A 16767-nucleotide genomic window follows, 5' to 3' on the forward strand; every position below is an offset into this window, starting at 1 on the left:
TATATATACCAATTACATACCAAGCCATTTTTTAAATAGTAACTTAGTTGTATCACGATTCATTGCTGCAATAGAAGTCGTAAGTGGAATCCCTTTCGGGCAAGAACGAACACAGTTCTGAGAGTTACCACAGCCTTCTATTCCGCCATCTTCCATTAGCGTCTCAAGTCTCTCATCTTTATTCATCGCACCAGTAGGATGAACATTGAAGAGTCGAACTTGCGAAATCGCAGATGGTCCGATAAAGCTGTTGCGATCATTCACATTCGGGCAAGCTTCAAGACATACACCACATGTCATACATTTGGATAGCTCATATGCCCATTGACGATCAGATTCCGCCATACGTGGTCCAGGGCCAAGATCATAGGTTCCATCGATTGGAATCCACGCTTTAACCTTTTTCAGAGCAGAGAACATTCTTTCACGATTGATAACAAGATCACGAATAACAGGGAAAGTACGCATTGGTTGAAGCGTAATTGGTTGCTGTAATTGATCTACTAACGCACTACAAGCTTGACGTGGCTTGCCGTTAATAACCATAGAGCATGCACCACAAACCTCTTCCAAACAGTTAGACTCCCAAATAACCGGCGTTGTTTTCTTACCTTCAGCAGTTACTGGGTTACGTTGAATTTCCATTAGAGCGCTAATTACATTCATATTCGGACGATAAGGAATGTTGAACGTTTCAGTATATTCTGCTGAATCTGGATTATCTTGACGAGAAATAATAAATGTAACAGTTTTCGTAGCTACTGTAGTTTCAGCCATTGTTATTCTCCTTTCTTCTTCCCTGCAGAATAGTCACGGGTACGAGGTTTAATCAAACTAACATCAACGTCTTCATAAGAAATTTTCGGACCTTCTGGAGTCCAATCTGCAATCGTAGTTTTCAAGAATTCTTCATCATTACGTTGCGTAAATTCAGGTTTGTAATGTGCACCACGAGATTCGTTACGTTGCAATGCACCTAATGTCATCGCCTCAGAAAGTTCAAGCATATTCCATAATTGACGAGTAAATGCGACACCAGCATTATTCCAATTCGCTGTATCATTAATGTTGATATTGTTATAACGTTGTTTCAGTTCTTTAATCTTTTGGATAGTTTCTACTAGCTTGTCGTTGTATCGAACAACGGTCATATTATTAGTCATCACTTCGCCAAGCTCTTTGTGAAGTACGTAAGCATTTTCAGTACCCTTCATACCAAGAATACGATCATACTTCGCCTTTTGTTCACGCACAGCTTTATCAAACACAGTAGCTGAAATATCTTCTGATGATTTCTTAAGACCTTTAATATATTCAACCGCTTTTGGTCCTGCAACCATGCCACCGTAAATAGCTGATAATAGCGAGTTAGCCCCTAGTCGGTTAGCTCCATGATAATTGTAGTCACATTCGCCTGCTGCGAATAGACCAGGAATATTCGTCATCTGATTATAATCTACCCACATTCCGCCCATAGAATAATGGACTGCTGGGAAAATTTTCATCGGTATTTTACGAGGATCATCACCCATGAATTTCTCATAGATTTCAATGATACCACCAAGTTTAACATCAAGTTCCTTAGGATCTTTATGAGACAGATCAAGGTAAACCATATTTTCGCCGTTAATACCTAATTTATCATCAACACATACGCTGAAGATTTCACGAGTTGCGATATCACGAGGAACTAGATTACCATATGCAGGATATTTCTCCTCAAGGAAGTACCAAGGCTTACCGTCTTTGTAAGTCCAGATACGACCACCTTCACCACGCGCAGATTCACTCATTAGACGAAGCTTATCATCACCCGGAATCGCGGTTGGGTGAATTTGGATGAACTCACCATTTGCATATTTCACACCTTGTTGATATACAGCACTAGCAGCAGTACCTGTGTTAATAACGGAGTTCGTCGTTTTACCAAAGATAATACCTGGACCACCTGATGCAAGAATAACTGCATCACCGCGCATCGTATGAATTTCCATAGAACGTAAATCTTGAACAGCTACACCGCGACATACGCCATCTTCATCAATAACGGAACCAAGGAATTCCCAATGCTCGTATTTTGTAACTAGTCCCGCAGCTTCCCAGCGACGAACTTGCTCGTCCAATGCGTATAACAATTGTTGACCAGTCGTAGCACCTGCAAATGCAGTACGGTGATATTGTGTTCCACCGAAACGACGGAAATCTAGCAAGCCTTCTGATGTACGGCTAAACATTACGCCCATACGGTCCATCAAATGGATAATTCCAGGCGCAGCTTCACACATTGCTTTAACTGGTGGTTGGTTCGCTAAGAAGTCACCGCCATATACGGTATCATCAAAATGCTCCCAAGGAGAATCGCCTTCACCTTTTGTATTAACAGCGCCGTTAATACCACCTTGCGCACATACAGAATGTGAACGCTTAACGGGAACGATTGAGAATAGATCGACATGTGTGCCTGCCTCAGCGGCTTTGATTGTAGCCATTAGACCAGCAAGACCGCCACCAACGACAATAATTTTATTTTTAGCCATTACGATTCGCTCCTTGATCTATATTAAAGAATTGAGCGCACTGCCATATAGGCATCTGCCACTTCTTTGAATTCGTCGCCTCTGAAAGCAACTAGAGATAAGATGAACAACGCAGAGATAATTACAAAAATACCGATACAAATTTTAGAAGAAATACGTTGAGCTCTTTCGCCAACCGTAATTCCCCAGCTAATAAGGAATGCCCATAAGCCATTACTGAAATGGAAACATGCTGCAAGAACACCAATTACATAAACTGTGAACATAAGTGGACTTGTTGCGATGTGATTCATCGTGGAACCAAGTTCCTCATGTGAAATTTTCCCTAGGTATACCTGGAAACGTGTTTCATACACATGCCAGAATACGAATACGAAGGTAATTACTCCTGTAATACGCTGTGCTGTAAATGCCCAATTTCGTCCGTACTTAAAGCGTCCTAAATTAGAGTTAGATTGATAAGCTACGTACAAACCATATATTCCATGGAATAGTAGCGGAATATAGATCAATATAAACTCCAGTACAGGTAATAATGGTAAACTGTTAATTAAATTTACCCCTTTTTGAAATCCTTCTGGACCTCGCTCAAAAGCTTGGTAATTCGTTAAAGCATGCACTACGAAAAATCCACCTAGTGGAATTATCCCTAATAATGAGTGCAGCTTACGAGAGAAATAGCTATTTCCCTTCATCTCTTTGTTTTCTCCTCTCAAACTGTAAGTGCTTACTTATCCAATTAAATCAACCCACATTTTACCTCACCCATATGTGCTAGTCAATCAAACACCTATAGGTATAGCAAATTATGACACATTTTTGCCATAGTTTTATCGTACTCCTTTTTTGCTTATAATGGAATTGCATATTTATTATTAAAGCTTATAACTAATTTGCATAAGAACATTAATTCATCTATACTTTTATTAATTGGAAGCTTATATCTAAGTCTATAATCAGCTATGAAAAGTTGGAGCCTCGCTTCCGATGTACTTTTCATTACAGGCAGATTACTATTCATCACTGAAAAGTCGGAGGATCATTTAATGGATGAAGCTTTATATATTTTCAAACGTATAGTGGAACACTCTAGTATGAACAAAGCTGCTCACTCACTTAATCTATCTCAGCCAGCACTCTCACGTAAAATTTCAAAGCTAGAGCATGAGATTGGTGCACCACTTTTTCGTCGTATTGGAAAAAGACTTGAGCTTACACGTATTGGACAGCTTACTTTTGAATATGCTATTGAGCAAGAACGACTCTATCTCAAATATTTGAAAACAGTAGCGGAATTCAAAGAAACTGGTAGAAGCTCTATTACGATTGGTGCAAGTCTGACGACATTACAAACGACCTTACCCGATCTCATTACATTACTTCGTGAATCTCATCCTGAGATTGATATTAAAGCGATTACTGGAAAAACTCATGAAATCGTAAACTTTGTAAAGGAACATAAAGTTGATATTGCTGTCATTGCTTCTCATTTAGATGATTCCTATGTACAATGTACTCCGTTGTTCGATGATCATCTTATCCTTGTCATGCCTCGTTCATTGATGCTCCAAGAAGCAAAGCAATTAGATGTTCATGATCTCAATAATATTCCGATGATCCTATTCTCCAAAGGTACTTGGTATCGATTGTTAACCGATGAATTATTCGAAGCTTATCAATTAACTCCTGAGATTAGAATGGAAATCGATTCTTTTGAAGCGATATTACGCTTGCTTCATACATTTCGAGCAGGAGCTCTGTTGCCGAAGTCCTATTTACGTCCGCAATTAATAGCTGACAACGATCTTGATATTTATCCCATTCCTCAATTAGAAGGAACTAAGCGTACAACATCATTAATTCATGCAGATCCTAATACATTAGATGTAGCGGTGCGAAATTGTATTCAAGACATTGCAACTTTTTATCATCGTCAAGCGTAATAAGCGTATAGCATAATTGGAATATATTGTATACAAAATATTCCATCAACAAGGTATAATTAATACACAATAATTTGAAGAGGTGAATTATGATCAACCAGATTACACCGAAAACTTGGAAGTTAATGAGTATTTTAGCAACGATTTCTCTCATTGTTTTCATCTTATTACAACTACTTCCTAGCTTGAATGCAACGGCTACTTCAACAACTAGTAGCAAACCGATTTCTAATGATAAAGCGATTGAAATAGCAACAGCATTTGCCGAGCAACATACCGGCTTTAATATTGAGAAGGCAGAAGCATACCATCAAGCTAATAAAGCTTATACAGGCTACATAATGAAAGAACAATTGCAAAAGACTCATGAAGAAAAATTTGAAAATATCGTACCGTTCGATCAATACCAAGTAAATCTTCGATTTGCTTCTGGTAAAGGTAATGGATACGTCATTATGAGCCTATATACTGGTCAGGTTACTGGTTGGAATTTTTCTATTCCTGGAACTGAGGCAGATGCAGCAGCTACTCTAACAGCGCTGAAGCAAGAAATTACAGAGCAAAAATTCCCGTTGAATGCAGATACGAATTTCGATATGTATGAAGCAGTTAGTCAACCTACTTGGGCATCAATTACTACTCCTTCAAAACACTCTATTGGTTGGTATGTTTCCAATGATGAATTGTTTATTGGGGAAGCTATTCTTCAAATTGACACTGTTGTATTGGAAACGAGTGAAGGAACCATTGTAAGTAGATACTTACCTGACTTCATTATTCCAGATGAATACACAGCTTATACTGAGAAGCAGGATTTATTCGCTGGTATCTGGACATATGGTATATATATGGGCTTTACATTTATTTTCGGAGTACTTGCGATCATTTATGCAATTCTCTATCGCCGCCATACATCTTTTAAATATGGTGCGTGGTTAACAGCAATCAGCACATTAATTTCTGTACTTGTTAACTTCGGATTTTTGAAAAGTCAGCTTGGACTTCAAACCAATACTATTTCGGGTGACGGCTTCGCTAACTTATTTATGATTGGAATTGTCATTGTTTCGGTCCTCTTTGGCGCGGTAGGAGTGTACTTCTCATTCATTGCCGGTGATGGTCTTTGGAAAGCTCAAGGTTTCCGTCTATGGCCTCGTTTCCGTGATCAAGATTATGGTCATTACATCTGGAATATGATGAAGATGTCTTACTTGCTTGCGATAATATTACTAGGCATTCAAAATGTAATCTACCTGTTGCTTACTACAGTACTAGGAACTTGGTCTGCAAATGATGCTTCACAATCATTCTTAAACTTTGAATATACTTGGTTATATCCTGCAGTAGCATGGATGGCAGCGATAACGGAAGAGGTAATATATCGTTACTTCGGAGTTGGTATATTCCGTCGTTGGTTCAAAAATACATGGTTAGCTGCATTAATCCCGTCACTTGTATGGGCAGCTGGACATACGTTGTATCCACTTTACCCAGCAAGCACAAGGATTTTAGAGCTTGTTATTATAGGAATGCTATTCACATTTATAATGGTGAAATTCGGCTTTATCGCTGCGATGTTTACACATGCGATATTCAATACCATACTTATGAGCATGCAACTTGTTATCTATGGAGGCACAATTGATCTTATCTCTTCCATCGTGTTCATTGTTTTACCGTTCTTTATTGCTTATGGTATTAAGTTACTGCATAACAATTCCAATAAAGGTTCAAATAGCTCGATTGTTAGTGCCAAGTAGATGCCATGAAGCTAGGGAAGTGAGGAACGCAGTGTACGAGTACCTAAAATGTTTCTGCAAGAAACATACGTAGAAAGCATATTCAACAACCGATGAATGACAGCTACGCCGTCGAATAAGCTACGTCAGTGACACATCGCAATCACAGGCGTGTTATTTAACCTACAATATAATCAAAAGAAAGGATACTGCAGGACCGTCTAGTCCTGAGTATCCTCCTGTAATGCCGTAAGAATAGTAGTTGCAAGCTTTTCACCAATAGATAGGGGCTTAAAGTCTTCGACTTGAGCCTCTTTTATTTTTTTAAGTGAGCCAAAATGTTTCAATAACTGCTTACGCCGCTTCTCTCCTATACCAGGAATCGAATCGAGCTTAGATTCTACCATTGACTTCGCTCGTTGTTGACGGTGGAAACTGATTGCAAAGCGATGCACTTCATCCTGAATACGTTGAAGCAAATAGAACTCTTGACTATCTCTTCCAAGCGGTATTAGTTGCGCTGGATCACCACTCATTAGTTCTGCTGTTCTGTGCTTGTCATCCTTGACTAGTCCACATACTGGTATAAATAGGCTTAATTCATCCTGTAAGACCTCTATAGCCGCTGAAATCTGCCCCTTACCACCATCTACTACAATTAGATCGGGTAGCTCTGTACCTTCCTTCAGAGCGCGCTCATAGCGGCGACGAATCACTTCTCGCATCGTTCCGTAATCATCAGACCCATCAATCGTTTTCACATTATATTTACGATATTCTCGGCGGTCTGGCTTACCATCACGAAATACAACCATTGCCGATACTGGATTTGTTCCTTGAATGTTCGAGTTATCGAATGCTTCAATTCGATGCAAATGTTCCATCCCTAACGCATGTCCGAGATTACGTGAAGCAATGATGCTCCGTTCCTCATCTCTTTCAATGAGCTTGAACTTTTCATCCAGTACGTTTTGCGCATTTTGTACTGCCATCGAGACGATCTCGCTCTTCTGCCCACGCTGAGGAATTAATATTTTCACTTTTAACCATTCATTTAACCATGACGTTATTTCTTCAGCAACCATGCTACTTCCTTCAACAGGCTGCGGCAGTAAAATTTGTCTAGGTAATGCAGGATTTTCACTATAATACTGCGTGACAAAACTCATAAAGTCATCATATTCCTCTCCGTAATAAGGGAAAGAAGTTCCGTGACGTTCGATTAATTTACCTTTACGCATATAAAGAATCTGTACACTCATCCAACCTTTATCTACCGCATAACCAAAAATATCACGGTCGAGTGCATCATTCATCGTAATCTTCTGCTTCTCCATAATTGCATCGATTGCTACCATTTGATCTCGATATTCCTTAGCACGTTCGAATTCAAGTTTCTCTGCGGCTTCGCCCATTTTGCGTTCCAATTCAAGTCTAACTGAATCTTCACCGCCATTAAGGAAGCGGGTAATTTCTGCTGTCATCTCATCGTACTTACTTTGATCAATTTCAAATTCACAAGGTGCAATACATTGACCCATATGATAGTAGAGACATACTTTGTCGGGAAGCTTATGACATTTGCGTAGTGGATATAGACGGTCAAGTAATTTTTTCGTTTGCTGAGCAGCATAAGCATTAGGATATGGTCCAAAATACTTCGCTTTATCTTTATAAACTTTGCGTGTCACTTCAAGCCTTGGATGAGCCTCGTGGGTGATTTTAATATATGGAAAAGTTTTATCATCTTTTAATAGAACATTATATCTTGGATTATGTAGCTTTATGAGATTACACTCTAGAATTAGAGCCTCCATATTGCTACCAGTAATAATAAATTCAAAATCAGTAATTTCACTAACCAATTTTTGAGTTTTCCCATTATGACTACCATTGAAATACGATCGGACACGATTTTTCAAAATCTTCGCTTTACCAACGTAAATAATGACATCCTCATTATTTTTCATAAGGTAGCAGCCAGGCAAATCAGGAAGTAATGCTAACTTGTTACGTAGATGTTCTTTCACGATAGCTTCATCATAAGGATTCGATGATTGTGTCACTATATTACCTCCCAAAACTTTTCATATCTTCTTGAATTACAATTTTGCAATGAAAAGTTACTTCGTAAGCATTAACCTAACTCTTCATATCTTCTTGAATTACATCTGTACATGAAAAGTTACTTCGAAAGCGTAATCTTAACTTTTCATGTACTATTTTTGTTATAATTGAAAGCATAAGTGCCTATATCTATAGGATGCTATTATTGTAGCATATTTGTTCGTATTCATCCTTTTCAATTGAACGTCTCTGTACTTAAATTCTATTGTTACGTTCACATTTGCTTTCCATTCAATCAAAAAACTACATAACTTATAAAAAGTTTGGACAAAAGGATATTCTCTTTACAATTTAGCGAAATATTGGTTATACTATGTACAGCAATAGGTCTGTCAAGGAGGACTGCACGATGGAAAATGTACGCGATCCACGTCAGCATATTAACGAAGAACCACGTGACGATCTTAAAGATGTTATGGTTGGCTTCGGTGGCATGCTTGGCTTCATGGTCGTTGTGTTCGCAGCTGCAGTTATTGTGAAATTCTTAATTTCATAATAAGCAGACAGAATGCAACAAAAGACCGAGTAACTCTTATCTTTGAATAAGAGTCACTCGGTCTTTTCTGTTCTAATACATATATTATTGCGATTTGGAATTTCTAGATTTCTTATCACTATCTTGTTTGTTAGGGAAAGTGACGGTACGATCTTCAAAGTTACTTTCTTTATTAGAAGTAAGTTGATATCGAGTTCTTTCAGTTCGATCAATTTGTACGATTTGACCATCATGCACCGTTACAAGTACTTGACCAAATTGTAATCCATTAATTTGTTCGGCAATACGTGCTTTCCAAACTTCATCAACTTCTAAAGGCTTCGCCATAATAATCCCTCCTAAAACTTTTCATATCTTCTTGAGTTACATCTGTGCAATGAAAAGTTACTTCGTAAGCATAATCTAAAACTTTTCATATCTTCTTGAGTTACATCTATGCAATGAAAAGTTACTTCGTAAGCATAATCTAAAACTTTTCATATCTTCTTGAGTTACATCTATGCAATGAAAAGTTACTTCGTAAGCATGTTCTCAATTTTTCATATCTTCTTGAGTTGCTTGCTAGTCTATGCTTTCACGCCTCGACTGAAGCCCTTCTTTCCACTCTACAATTGCCTTCACGATTAATGTGAATATCGCTAGTAACATTAGCAAAGAAGCAATAGCAAATGCCGCAGAAAATTGATATTCATTGTACAGTATTTCAACATGCAACGGTAAAGTATTGGTTCTGCCACGAATATGTCCTGATACGACTGATACAGCACCAAACTCACCCATTGCTCTCGCATTACAAAGAATAATTCCGTATAACAAACCCCATTTAATATTCGGTAATGTTACGTACCAAAATACTTTGAAGCCCTTCGCACCAAGACTAATCGCGGCTTCTTCTTCTCCAATTCCCTGCTGTTGCATAAGCGGAATTATTTCTCTTGCTACAAAAGGAACGGTAATGAATAGTGTCGCAATGATAATACCAGGAACGGCAAAGATTATTTTAATATCATGTTCTGCTAACCACGGTCCAAAATATCCTTGCGCTCCAAACATAAGAACGAACACAAGCCCTGCAATGACAGGCGATACGGCAAATGGAAGATCGATCAGCGTTAATAATATTTGCTTACCTCGAAATTTAAACTTAGTAATCGCCCAAGCGACGAGTACACCAAACACTGTGTTGAGAGGTACAGCTATTAATGCCGTTATTAGCGTTAACTTCAATGCTGCAAATGCGTCCGAATGGGTTATCGCATCTATATAGACCGAAAATCCCTTTTGCAACGACTCTACGATAACGAGCGCAAGCGGCAGTACGATCATAATAACGATGAACAATACTGCAATGCCTATCAAGCTCCAACGTACCCAGGTCGCTTCATTGATATGCTTCTCTCGCACAATTTTGTGGGGGGAGCTGTGGTAGTTTACTACTCCAGCCATATTATTCCCCTCCTTTATAGGATAGGATGTTCCATCAAAACAATTGTGATCACGATGTTCAGCTTCGATGACTAATCGGCTACGAATATGTCATTCATTAACTTAAGAATTTGACGTCATTCTACGGTTCATTCTCCACTGCAATAGATTAATGGCGAATAGTAATATGAATGAAACTGTTAACATAACAGCTGCGATGGCAGTTGCGCCTGCATAGTCATATTGCTCAAGCTTCGTCATTATTAGTAGAGGTGAAATTTCTGTTTTCAAAGGCATATTGCCACTAATAAATACGACGGAGCCATATTCACCTATTCCTCTAGCAAACGCTAATGTGAAGCCAGTTAATAGCGCCGGGAATAATGTTGGCAATATAATTTGGAAGAAGGTGCGGAGGCGATATGCACCAAGCATAACCGCTGCCTCTTCCATATCTTTCTCCAAATCTTCAATAACAGGTTGCACCGTTCTCACGACAAATGGAATACCGATAAACGTTAACGCAACAATTATGCCTAGTGGAGCATACGCTACTTTAATGCCAAGTGGCTCTAGAAACGAACCAATCCAGCCATTTTTTGCGTAAATCGCAGTTAAGGCAATCCCCGCAACTGCTGTTGGTAATGCAAAGGGGATATCAACAAGTGCATCTATAATCTTCTTGCCTGGAAATTGATACCGCACCAATACCCAAGCTACGATTAATCCGAAAAAAGTATTAATCAATGCTGCGCATAAAGCCGTAACGAAACTAACACGATAAGAGGCAAGCACGCGTGCATTCGTAACAGCAGCCCAAAACTCCTCAAAAGTAAGCTCGAACGACTTTAGGAAAATAATAGCCAGTGGGATAAATACAATAATGCTCAAGTAGAACATTGAAATCCCAAGTGTTAGTCTAAAGCCTGGAATAATCGATCTGGATGTCGAGCGTTTTCGCCTAAGGTTAGCTAATGACATACGTGCTCATACTCCTTTATCAGTCAGATTCACTTTACATATTAGCTACCCGGCGTATAGATTTTATCGAATACTCCATCATCAGCAAAATGTTTTGATTGCGCTTCTTTCCAGCCACCAAAGTCTTTATCAATTTCTAATAGTTCTAGCTCAGGGAATTGATCTTTGAACTGTGCTGCTACTTCTGGATCTGTTGGGCGGTAATAGTTATCTCCTGCAATCTTTTGTCCTTCTGGAGTATACAAGTATTGCAAGTAAGCTTCTGCAACTTCGCGTGTACCACGTTTGTCTACTACTTTATCTACAATTGCAACTGGAGGTTCAGCTAAAATACTTAATGATGGATATACGATATCGAATTTATCAGGACCAAGTTCATTAATAGATAAATATGCTTCATTTTCCCATGCCAAAAGTACATCACCGATTTCACGTTCTACAAAAGTTGTTGTTGAGCCACGAGCCCCTGTATCTAATACCGGCACATGCTTGAACAGCTCTGTTACATATTGAATTGCTGCTTCTTCGCTATTGTTATTTTGTTTAAGTGCATAACCCCAAGCCGCTAAGTAATTCCAACGAGCTCCACCTGAAGTTTTCGGATTCGGTGTAATAACTTCTACATCATCCTTGATTAGATCATTCCAATCCAAAATGTTTTTCGGGTTACCTTTGCGAACTAGAAACACGATCGTTGATGTGTAAGGTGAACTATTACGATCAAATTGTGTTTGCCAATCACTTTCAATTAGTCCTGCGTCTACAATTGCATCGATATCATAGCCAAGTGCCAATGTAACGACATCCGCTTCAAGACCATCAACAACTGCACGACCTTGCTTTCCAGATCCACCGTGTGATTGTTCAATCGTTACTTCTTGATTATTAGTTTCTAACCAATACTTCGCGAATGCTTCATTGAAATCAACGTATAGCTCACGAGTAGGGTCATACGATACGTTCAATAATTGTACAGGGTCTTTCTTCTCAACTGTTTGAGTAGTTTCTGGTTTTGCTGTATTGTTAGCAGGTTTCTCTGTCTGTTTACTTTCCCCATTAGCTGGCTGTGAATTGTTAGCTCCGCACGCTCCAAGCACACTAATTAGCAATGCTAATACGATAATTTTTGATAGATGAGTAATTGACTTAATGTTCATAACAAATCCCTCCATAATTTCGGGATAGGTAATGTTCATTCCGGTTGTTCCGGTCATTAATTATTATTCCTATCAGTTTAGTTGGTTATTAATTGAATATTAACAACGATTCCCATCTTCTGTCAACATATTTTTATTAAAAGTATTAGAACACCTTATAAAGCCTACTTGACCCTAGTAAGTTCCGTATAGAATCAATTCGTTAAATGTGTAATTCTTACCCTAATTCTATCGAAAAAGGAGCAGCTCCATCGTCAATTTCATGACTTTGGAGCTGCTCCTTTTTTGTTGATATGAAAATTAACGTGATAATTTCAACTAGTATTTTCTCTTTGCTTTTTTTGAACTACATCTATACTTCTCCACGCTTATTGCTACCTGTTATAACCAACTCATCTACATAAGGTGCTACTCGATTCATCAATCGACGACCTTTGTGATGTTCTTCGCCATCTTTATTCGTAAAACTGAAATGACTCTCTAGATTATCTAATCGATAATTCGAAGTGTAGAACGTCGGTTTACGATCCATTCTATAATTGAGAATGGCTCCAAGAACATGATCTCGTACCCAAGGATTTAAGTTCTCTGCACCGATATCATCAAAAACGAGTAAATCCGTTTCTTTCATTAAATCTACTGTTTCTTTCAGCTTCGCAGGTTCATGCATTAATACTTTCAGATCTTCGACGAAATCTGGCATGTAGACAATAACACCAGAGTAGCCTGACTTGGCTAACTCTTGCAATGCATAACACATTAGATACGTTTTCCCTACACCAAAGTCACCAGCAAGAAAAAGTCCTTTATGGGAAAGTCCTTCTGCTTTTGTTCGATCAATATATTTCAACAAAGAACCTACAACTTTTGCTCTTTCTAAATCTTTGCCTAAAATCTCATCAGCGGAATACTGACGTTTCAAAGCTTTATCATCGATATAGAAACTGCGAATACGATTACGAACCAATTCCTCATGCTGTGATGCTCTTAGTTTCTTACAACCTACTTTTCTATCAATAAGATGAGTTTCACCATTAATTTCTTCACTTTGCAGCAGTGTATAGTGCCCTTTAAAATCATTTGGACAATTATCAAGTCCAGGACAATGACTACAATTACGATACTCGGTAACATACTGATGTACTCGATTCAAATTGACTTTAATGGCATAATCGGTGAGATTCGGATACTTTTCTCTCAAAGCGATCACAAGTGGATCTTGCATAAGTTCCTCTTGTTTCTGCTGAGCTAATCGAAGCATGTCTTGTCCGCTCGGCCAAGCTTTTAGTAGATCTCCTAGAGATTCCATCTTATTCACCTCTTTCTTATCTCATTAAGTTTGCTGATCGAATTTACGAGCTAATTGACGAAGTTCCTCAAGCTCTTCTGCAGAAATTTGACCATTCGCAACTTGCTCATTACTAATCGTTGGGATGACTGGTTTTTGTCTATTAGTACTTCTACCTCGATTATTTCCGTAACTCGTCGGACGAGTTGCCGTAGCTTGATTGCTACGTCCATTACTACTGCTTGATTGATAGGAATCTTCTTTACGGCGTACAATATCTTTCTCAAGTTGATCTTGGTCCCGAACGTATTGTACAGCTTTCTCGTAACTATCGATTCCTTTCATCAACATATTCGACGCAATCGAATCTAGATATGCTTTCGTCACTCTACCAGAATCATTCATACCAATGCCGTAATGAATCAATACATTAATAACTGGTGGCGCTAATTTATAATGAAGATCGATACGTTCGAATACATTCAATATCCAGTCTGGAACTGAACCTGGGAAATATCTCTTTAAAAATTGAATATGAGGCTCATTGCGCATAAGTGCATTATATTGATTAATATCACAATAATTAGCAAGCAACTTAGGTACTGGCAAGAAGAATTGCTCGTCCACATCGAATTCTGGTTCATCATCTTGTTCATTCAATTGTTGTTCTTGCGCTTGATCTTCTTGGTACATCGCTGTTTGAGCAAGCTTTCTGTCACGTTCTTCTTCATGCTTCTTATCTTGACGGAAAAACTGAACAGCTAGACGTTGCAACTGATCAAAATCCAATTCGCCACTAATATCAAATACTCCATCCTCATCTAAAAGACGCGAAACTTGAGTTATAGCAAGTTCATACTTATAAGCTACATAATTAATTTGCGCAAGTTGCTCTGGATGAGTTCTTAATTGTTCAACAAAATAACGATTATTAGAATTTCGTGGGAATCGAATTGATATTTCAGAGTAGGAATAACCTGCTGATGCATTTTGAATAACTGGTCCAGTGGCTCTTGCAGGTGCAACCTCTAGCAATGCTTGATCGAGCTCATCATCCACAATGTGAGCATTGAGTTTAAATATCTCATAGAAAGGAACTGATATATTAATCTTTGTTTCTTGCCCAACAGTTACTTCTTCTGGAAGTGGAGCATACATTTGCTCACGAATATCAATAACGGCATATTTGCCTAATTTATCACGTAACAACATCGTTAGATGAATATTTTCGAAAAATTCATTAGGAGGTAATGGGCAAGTAAGCTCATACTCATAAATATAATCCTCTTGCTCCTCTTTCATAAATCTTGAGCTCTGCAGTAGACCAATAGCTTCAAGCTTTGAAAGCTGTTCAAGCAAATACGTTCTACTCTTATCATTGAGTGCAAGTCCTAAGCCTAAAAGCAATCTACGATGAGGCTCTACTGGAGAGTATCCTGTCTTTCCTTCTGGCACGATCATGCATAATTGCTCATATAGCGAAATAGCAAACGCACCTACTAATGGTTTATAAATTAATGAAAGCATCCGATAATCTACGGTACTTAATGAGAAATCACGATAACAATAATATTGGTGATGCTCTGTAAATTCAAACAAATGCTGGATCCGCATTAAATCGACTCCATCCCTGACAATCTTCTTTCTATTCTATCATAAAACTACTTCTTTCGTATGTTCGAAAAACTGGGTTATCTATATATATTTCTCCAATTAGAAAACTACTTACTTGAGCTTTATATTCACTATTTTTAAGGTCTATCTTCTATCCAGCTTCTATTAAAAACAAAAATCCCTCGAAATGAGGGATTTTGATTAGAACATTTTAAATCCGCTTTTGCGAAGGGCTTTCATCGTTGTTCCACTTAATAATGCGCCTGCAATAGCTCCAATAACAGGAATGAAGTCGATAACCGTATAATTGCTGATGACATCGATTAGTTTTTCATCATTGCCACCCCAAGGCGCCCATACAGCTAATACGATAATGATTGCAATAATAAAATAAGTTGGAAACCATGTCGTTTTCACAAGCATATTAATTACAAAACCAATACCAAATGCCATTACTAGAAAAAGCATAGTCGCTATTATAATTTGAAGCACAGTGAATGTCCTCCCTTATGAAATATGTATATTATGTAATATTGCTGTCATAAGTGTAAAGAATGATTGCATGAAAGTCAATTACGACGGTGTATTTGTCACAAGTATGCCATTTGCTCCTTTACCATTGATTAGGCTACAATAATACTAGAACATAACTACAATCGAAAAGGAGTACTATATACGATGAGTGAAGTAGCACAAACACTTGAAGGTTGGTATGCATTGCATGATTTCCGTACCATTGATTGGACAGCATGGAGATTGGCCGATGAAGGTGAACGTAGTAAAGCGGTTACAGAATTGAACGATTTTCTAGCGCAATGGTCATCTGTAAGTGAAGCTCGTACTGGCAGCACTGTTGTATATTCTGTTGTAGGTCAGAAAGCTGATCTTGTGTTTATGCATTTGCGTGAAACACTTGAAGAATTAAATGCAATTGAAACAGCATTTAATAAAACAAGCTTCGCTTCATTTACATATAGTGTCTATTCTTATGTGAGTGTCGTTGAGCTAAGTAACTATATGGGACATTCAACAGGTGATCCTATGGAGAACCCTGAACTTGTAGCTCGCTTGAAACCTGCGCTACCTAATGCGAAGCATATTTGCTTCTATCCGATGAACAAACTTCGCAATGGTGCAGACAATTGGTATATGCTTAGTATGGACGAGCGTAAAACTCTTATGCGTAGTCATGGTATGATTGGTCGTACTTACGCTGGTAAAGTTAAACAGATTATTACTGGTTCTGTAGGTTTTGATAATTGGGAGTGGGGCGTAACATTATTTGCTGATGATCCACTACAATTCAAGAAACTTGTATATGAGATGCGTTTTGATGAAGTAAGTGCGCGTTATGGTGAGTTCGGTGACTTCTATATTGGAAATCAGTTAGACTCAGACAAGTGGCAAACTTTACTCTCCATCTAAGAGGTAGTTCAAAATGCGGACTTTGATAACGATGG

At 38.3% G+C, this 16767-nt stretch carries 15 protein-coding genes; 4 read left to right on the top strand and 11 right to left on the bottom strand.

The window, feature by feature from the left end; genetic code table 11:
- Window positions 1-12: 12 nt before the first annotated feature.
- From sdhB to NV377_RS18970, 3 genes are read right to left on the bottom strand one after another with little or no spacing between them, the layout of a single operon-like run.
- Window positions 13-777, bottom strand: a complete 765-nt coding sequence (gene sdhB, locus NV377_RS18960; protein WP_258202376.1) for a succinate dehydrogenase iron-sulfur subunit — start codon at window positions 775-777, stop codon at window positions 13-15.
- Between the two features lie 2 nt (window positions 778-779).
- Window positions 780-2537 (bottom strand): succinate dehydrogenase flavoprotein subunit, encoded by a 1758-nt coding sequence (gene sdhA / locus NV377_RS18965; protein WP_258202377.1) that lies wholly within the window; start codon window positions 2535-2537, stop codon window positions 780-782.
- A 23-nt stretch (window positions 2538-2560) separates the two neighbouring features.
- Window positions 2561-3232 (bottom strand): succinate dehydrogenase cytochrome b558 subunit, encoded by a 672-nt coding sequence (locus NV377_RS18970; protein ID WP_258202378.1) that lies wholly within the window; start codon window positions 3230-3232, stop codon window positions 2561-2563.
- A gap of 351 nt (window positions 3233-3583) precedes the next feature.
- Here NV377_RS18970 and NV377_RS18975 point away from each other — a divergent pair, with 351 nt between their 5' ends.
- A complete protein-coding gene (locus NV377_RS18975) occupies window positions 3584-4480 on the top strand; it encodes a LysR family transcriptional regulator (protein WP_258202379.1) in 897 nt (298 codons plus the stop codon).
- An 89-nt stretch (window positions 4481-4569) separates the two neighbouring features.
- Window positions 4570-6240, top strand: a complete 1671-nt coding sequence (locus NV377_RS18980; RefSeq protein WP_258202380.1) for a CPBP family intramembrane glutamic endopeptidase — start codon at window positions 4570-4572, stop codon at window positions 6238-6240.
- Between the two features lie 200 nt (window positions 6241-6440).
- Here the strand turns inward: NV377_RS18980 and uvrC are convergent, their stop codons facing one another.
- The gene (uvrC, locus tag NV377_RS18985) at window positions 6441-8285 is read right to left on the bottom strand and encodes an excinuclease ABC subunit UvrC (protein ID WP_308860177.1); all 1845 of its coding nucleotides are present in this window, start codon (window positions 8283-8285) and stop codon (window positions 6441-6443) included.
- A gap of 410 nt (window positions 8286-8695) precedes the next feature.
- On the opposite strand from uvrC, the gene NV377_RS18990 reads away from it, so the two are divergent.
- On the top strand, window positions 8696-8842 hold the full coding sequence (locus NV377_RS18990; protein WP_258202381.1) for a YqzM family protein: 147 nt from the start codon (window positions 8696-8698) through the stop codon (window positions 8840-8842).
- A gap of 84 nt (window positions 8843-8926) precedes the next feature.
- On the opposite strand, the gene NV377_RS18995 is transcribed toward NV377_RS18990, so the two are convergent.
- The 7 genes from NV377_RS18995 to NV377_RS19025 form a co-directional block, all read right to left on the bottom strand.
- Window positions 8927-9169 (bottom strand): YezD family protein, encoded by a 243-nt coding sequence (locus tag NV377_RS18995; protein WP_258202382.1) that lies wholly within the window; start codon window positions 9167-9169, stop codon window positions 8927-8929.
- A gap of 234 nt (window positions 9170-9403) precedes the next feature.
- Window positions 9404-10288 (bottom strand): sulfate ABC transporter permease subunit CysW, encoded by an 885-nt coding sequence (cysW, locus tag NV377_RS19000; protein WP_258202383.1) that lies wholly within the window; start codon window positions 10286-10288, stop codon window positions 9404-9406.
- Window positions 10289-10390: 102 nt separating this feature from the next.
- Entirely contained in the window at window positions 10391-11248 is an 858-nt protein-coding gene (cysT, locus tag NV377_RS19005) for a sulfate ABC transporter permease subunit CysT (protein WP_258202384.1), read from the bottom strand.
- A 41-nt stretch (window positions 11249-11289) separates the two neighbouring features.
- The gene (locus NV377_RS19010) at window positions 11290-12405 is read right to left on the bottom strand and encodes a sulfate ABC transporter substrate-binding protein (protein ID WP_258202385.1); all 1116 of its coding nucleotides are present in this window, start codon (window positions 12403-12405) and stop codon (window positions 11290-11292) included.
- A 352-nt stretch (window positions 12406-12757) separates the two neighbouring features.
- The gene (zapE, locus tag NV377_RS19015) at window positions 12758-13714 is read right to left on the bottom strand and encodes an AFG1/ZapE family ATPase (RefSeq protein ID WP_258202386.1); all 957 of its coding nucleotides are present in this window, start codon (window positions 13712-13714) and stop codon (window positions 12758-12760) included.
- A gap of 24 nt (window positions 13715-13738) precedes the next feature.
- Complete coding sequence (locus tag NV377_RS19020) at window positions 13739-15307, bottom strand: DnaD domain protein (protein WP_258202387.1); 1569 nt, start codon at window positions 15305-15307, stop codon at window positions 13739-13741.
- A 201-nt stretch (window positions 15308-15508) separates the two neighbouring features.
- Entirely contained in the window at window positions 15509-15799 is a 291-nt protein-coding gene (locus tag NV377_RS19025) for a YuiB family protein (protein WP_258202388.1), read from the bottom strand.
- 186 nt (window positions 15800-15985) lie between these two features.
- Here NV377_RS19025 and hemQ point away from each other — a divergent pair, with 186 nt between their 5' ends.
- A complete protein-coding gene (hemQ, locus tag NV377_RS19030) occupies window positions 15986-16732 on the top strand; it encodes a hydrogen peroxide-dependent heme synthase (protein ID WP_258202389.1) in 747 nt (248 codons plus the stop codon).
- Window positions 16733-16767: the final 35 nt, after the last annotated feature.

The sequence above is a fragment of the Paenibacillus endoradicis genome, assembly GCF_024721975.1.

What these genes read in the sequence shown, in the direction of transcription:
- hemQ (WP_258202389.1), top strand. Translation starts at nt 15,986, where the DNA reads ATGAGTGAAGTAGCACAAACACTTGAAGGTTGGTATGCATTGCATGAT.
- sdhB (WP_258202376.1), bottom strand. Translation starts at nt 777, where the DNA reads ATGGCTGAAACTACAGTAGCTACGAAAACTGTTACATTTATTATTTCT.
- cysW (WP_258202383.1), bottom strand. Translation starts at nt 10,288, where the DNA reads ATGGCTGGAGTAGTAAACTACCACAGCTCCCCCCACAAAATTGTGCGA.
- sdhA (WP_258202377.1), bottom strand. Translation starts at nt 2,537, where the DNA reads ATGGCTAAAAATAAAATTATTGTCGTTGGTGGCGGTCTTGCTGGTCTA.
- NV377_RS18995 (WP_258202382.1), bottom strand. Translation starts at nt 9,169, where the DNA reads ATGGCGAAGCCTTTAGAAGTTGATGAAGTTTGGAAAGCACGTATTGCC.
- cysT (WP_258202384.1), bottom strand. Translation starts at nt 11,248, where the DNA reads ATGTCATTAGCTAACCTTAGGCGAAAACGCTCGACATCCAGATCGATT.
- NV377_RS18975 (WP_258202379.1), top strand. Translation starts at nt 3,584, where the DNA reads ATGGATGAAGCTTTATATATTTTCAAACGTATAGTGGAACACTCTAGT.
- NV377_RS19010 (WP_258202385.1), bottom strand. Translation starts at nt 12,405, where the DNA reads ATGAACATTAAGTCAATTACTCATCTATCAAAAATTATCGTATTAGCA.
- NV377_RS18980 (WP_258202380.1), top strand. Translation starts at nt 4,570, where the DNA reads ATGATCAACCAGATTACACCGAAAACTTGGAAGTTAATGAGTATTTTA.
- zapE (WP_258202386.1), bottom strand. Translation starts at nt 13,714, where the DNA reads ATGGAATCTCTAGGAGATCTACTAAAAGCTTGGCCGAGCGGACAAGAC.
- NV377_RS19020 (WP_258202387.1), bottom strand. Translation starts at nt 15,307, where the DNA reads ATGCGGATCCAGCATTTGTTTGAATTTACAGAGCATCACCAATATTAT.
- NV377_RS18990 (WP_258202381.1), top strand. Translation starts at nt 8,696, where the DNA reads ATGGAAAATGTACGCGATCCACGTCAGCATATTAACGAAGAACCACGT.
- NV377_RS18970 (WP_258202378.1), bottom strand. Translation starts at nt 3,232, where the DNA reads ATGAAGGGAAATAGCTATTTCTCTCGTAAGCTGCACTCATTATTAGGG.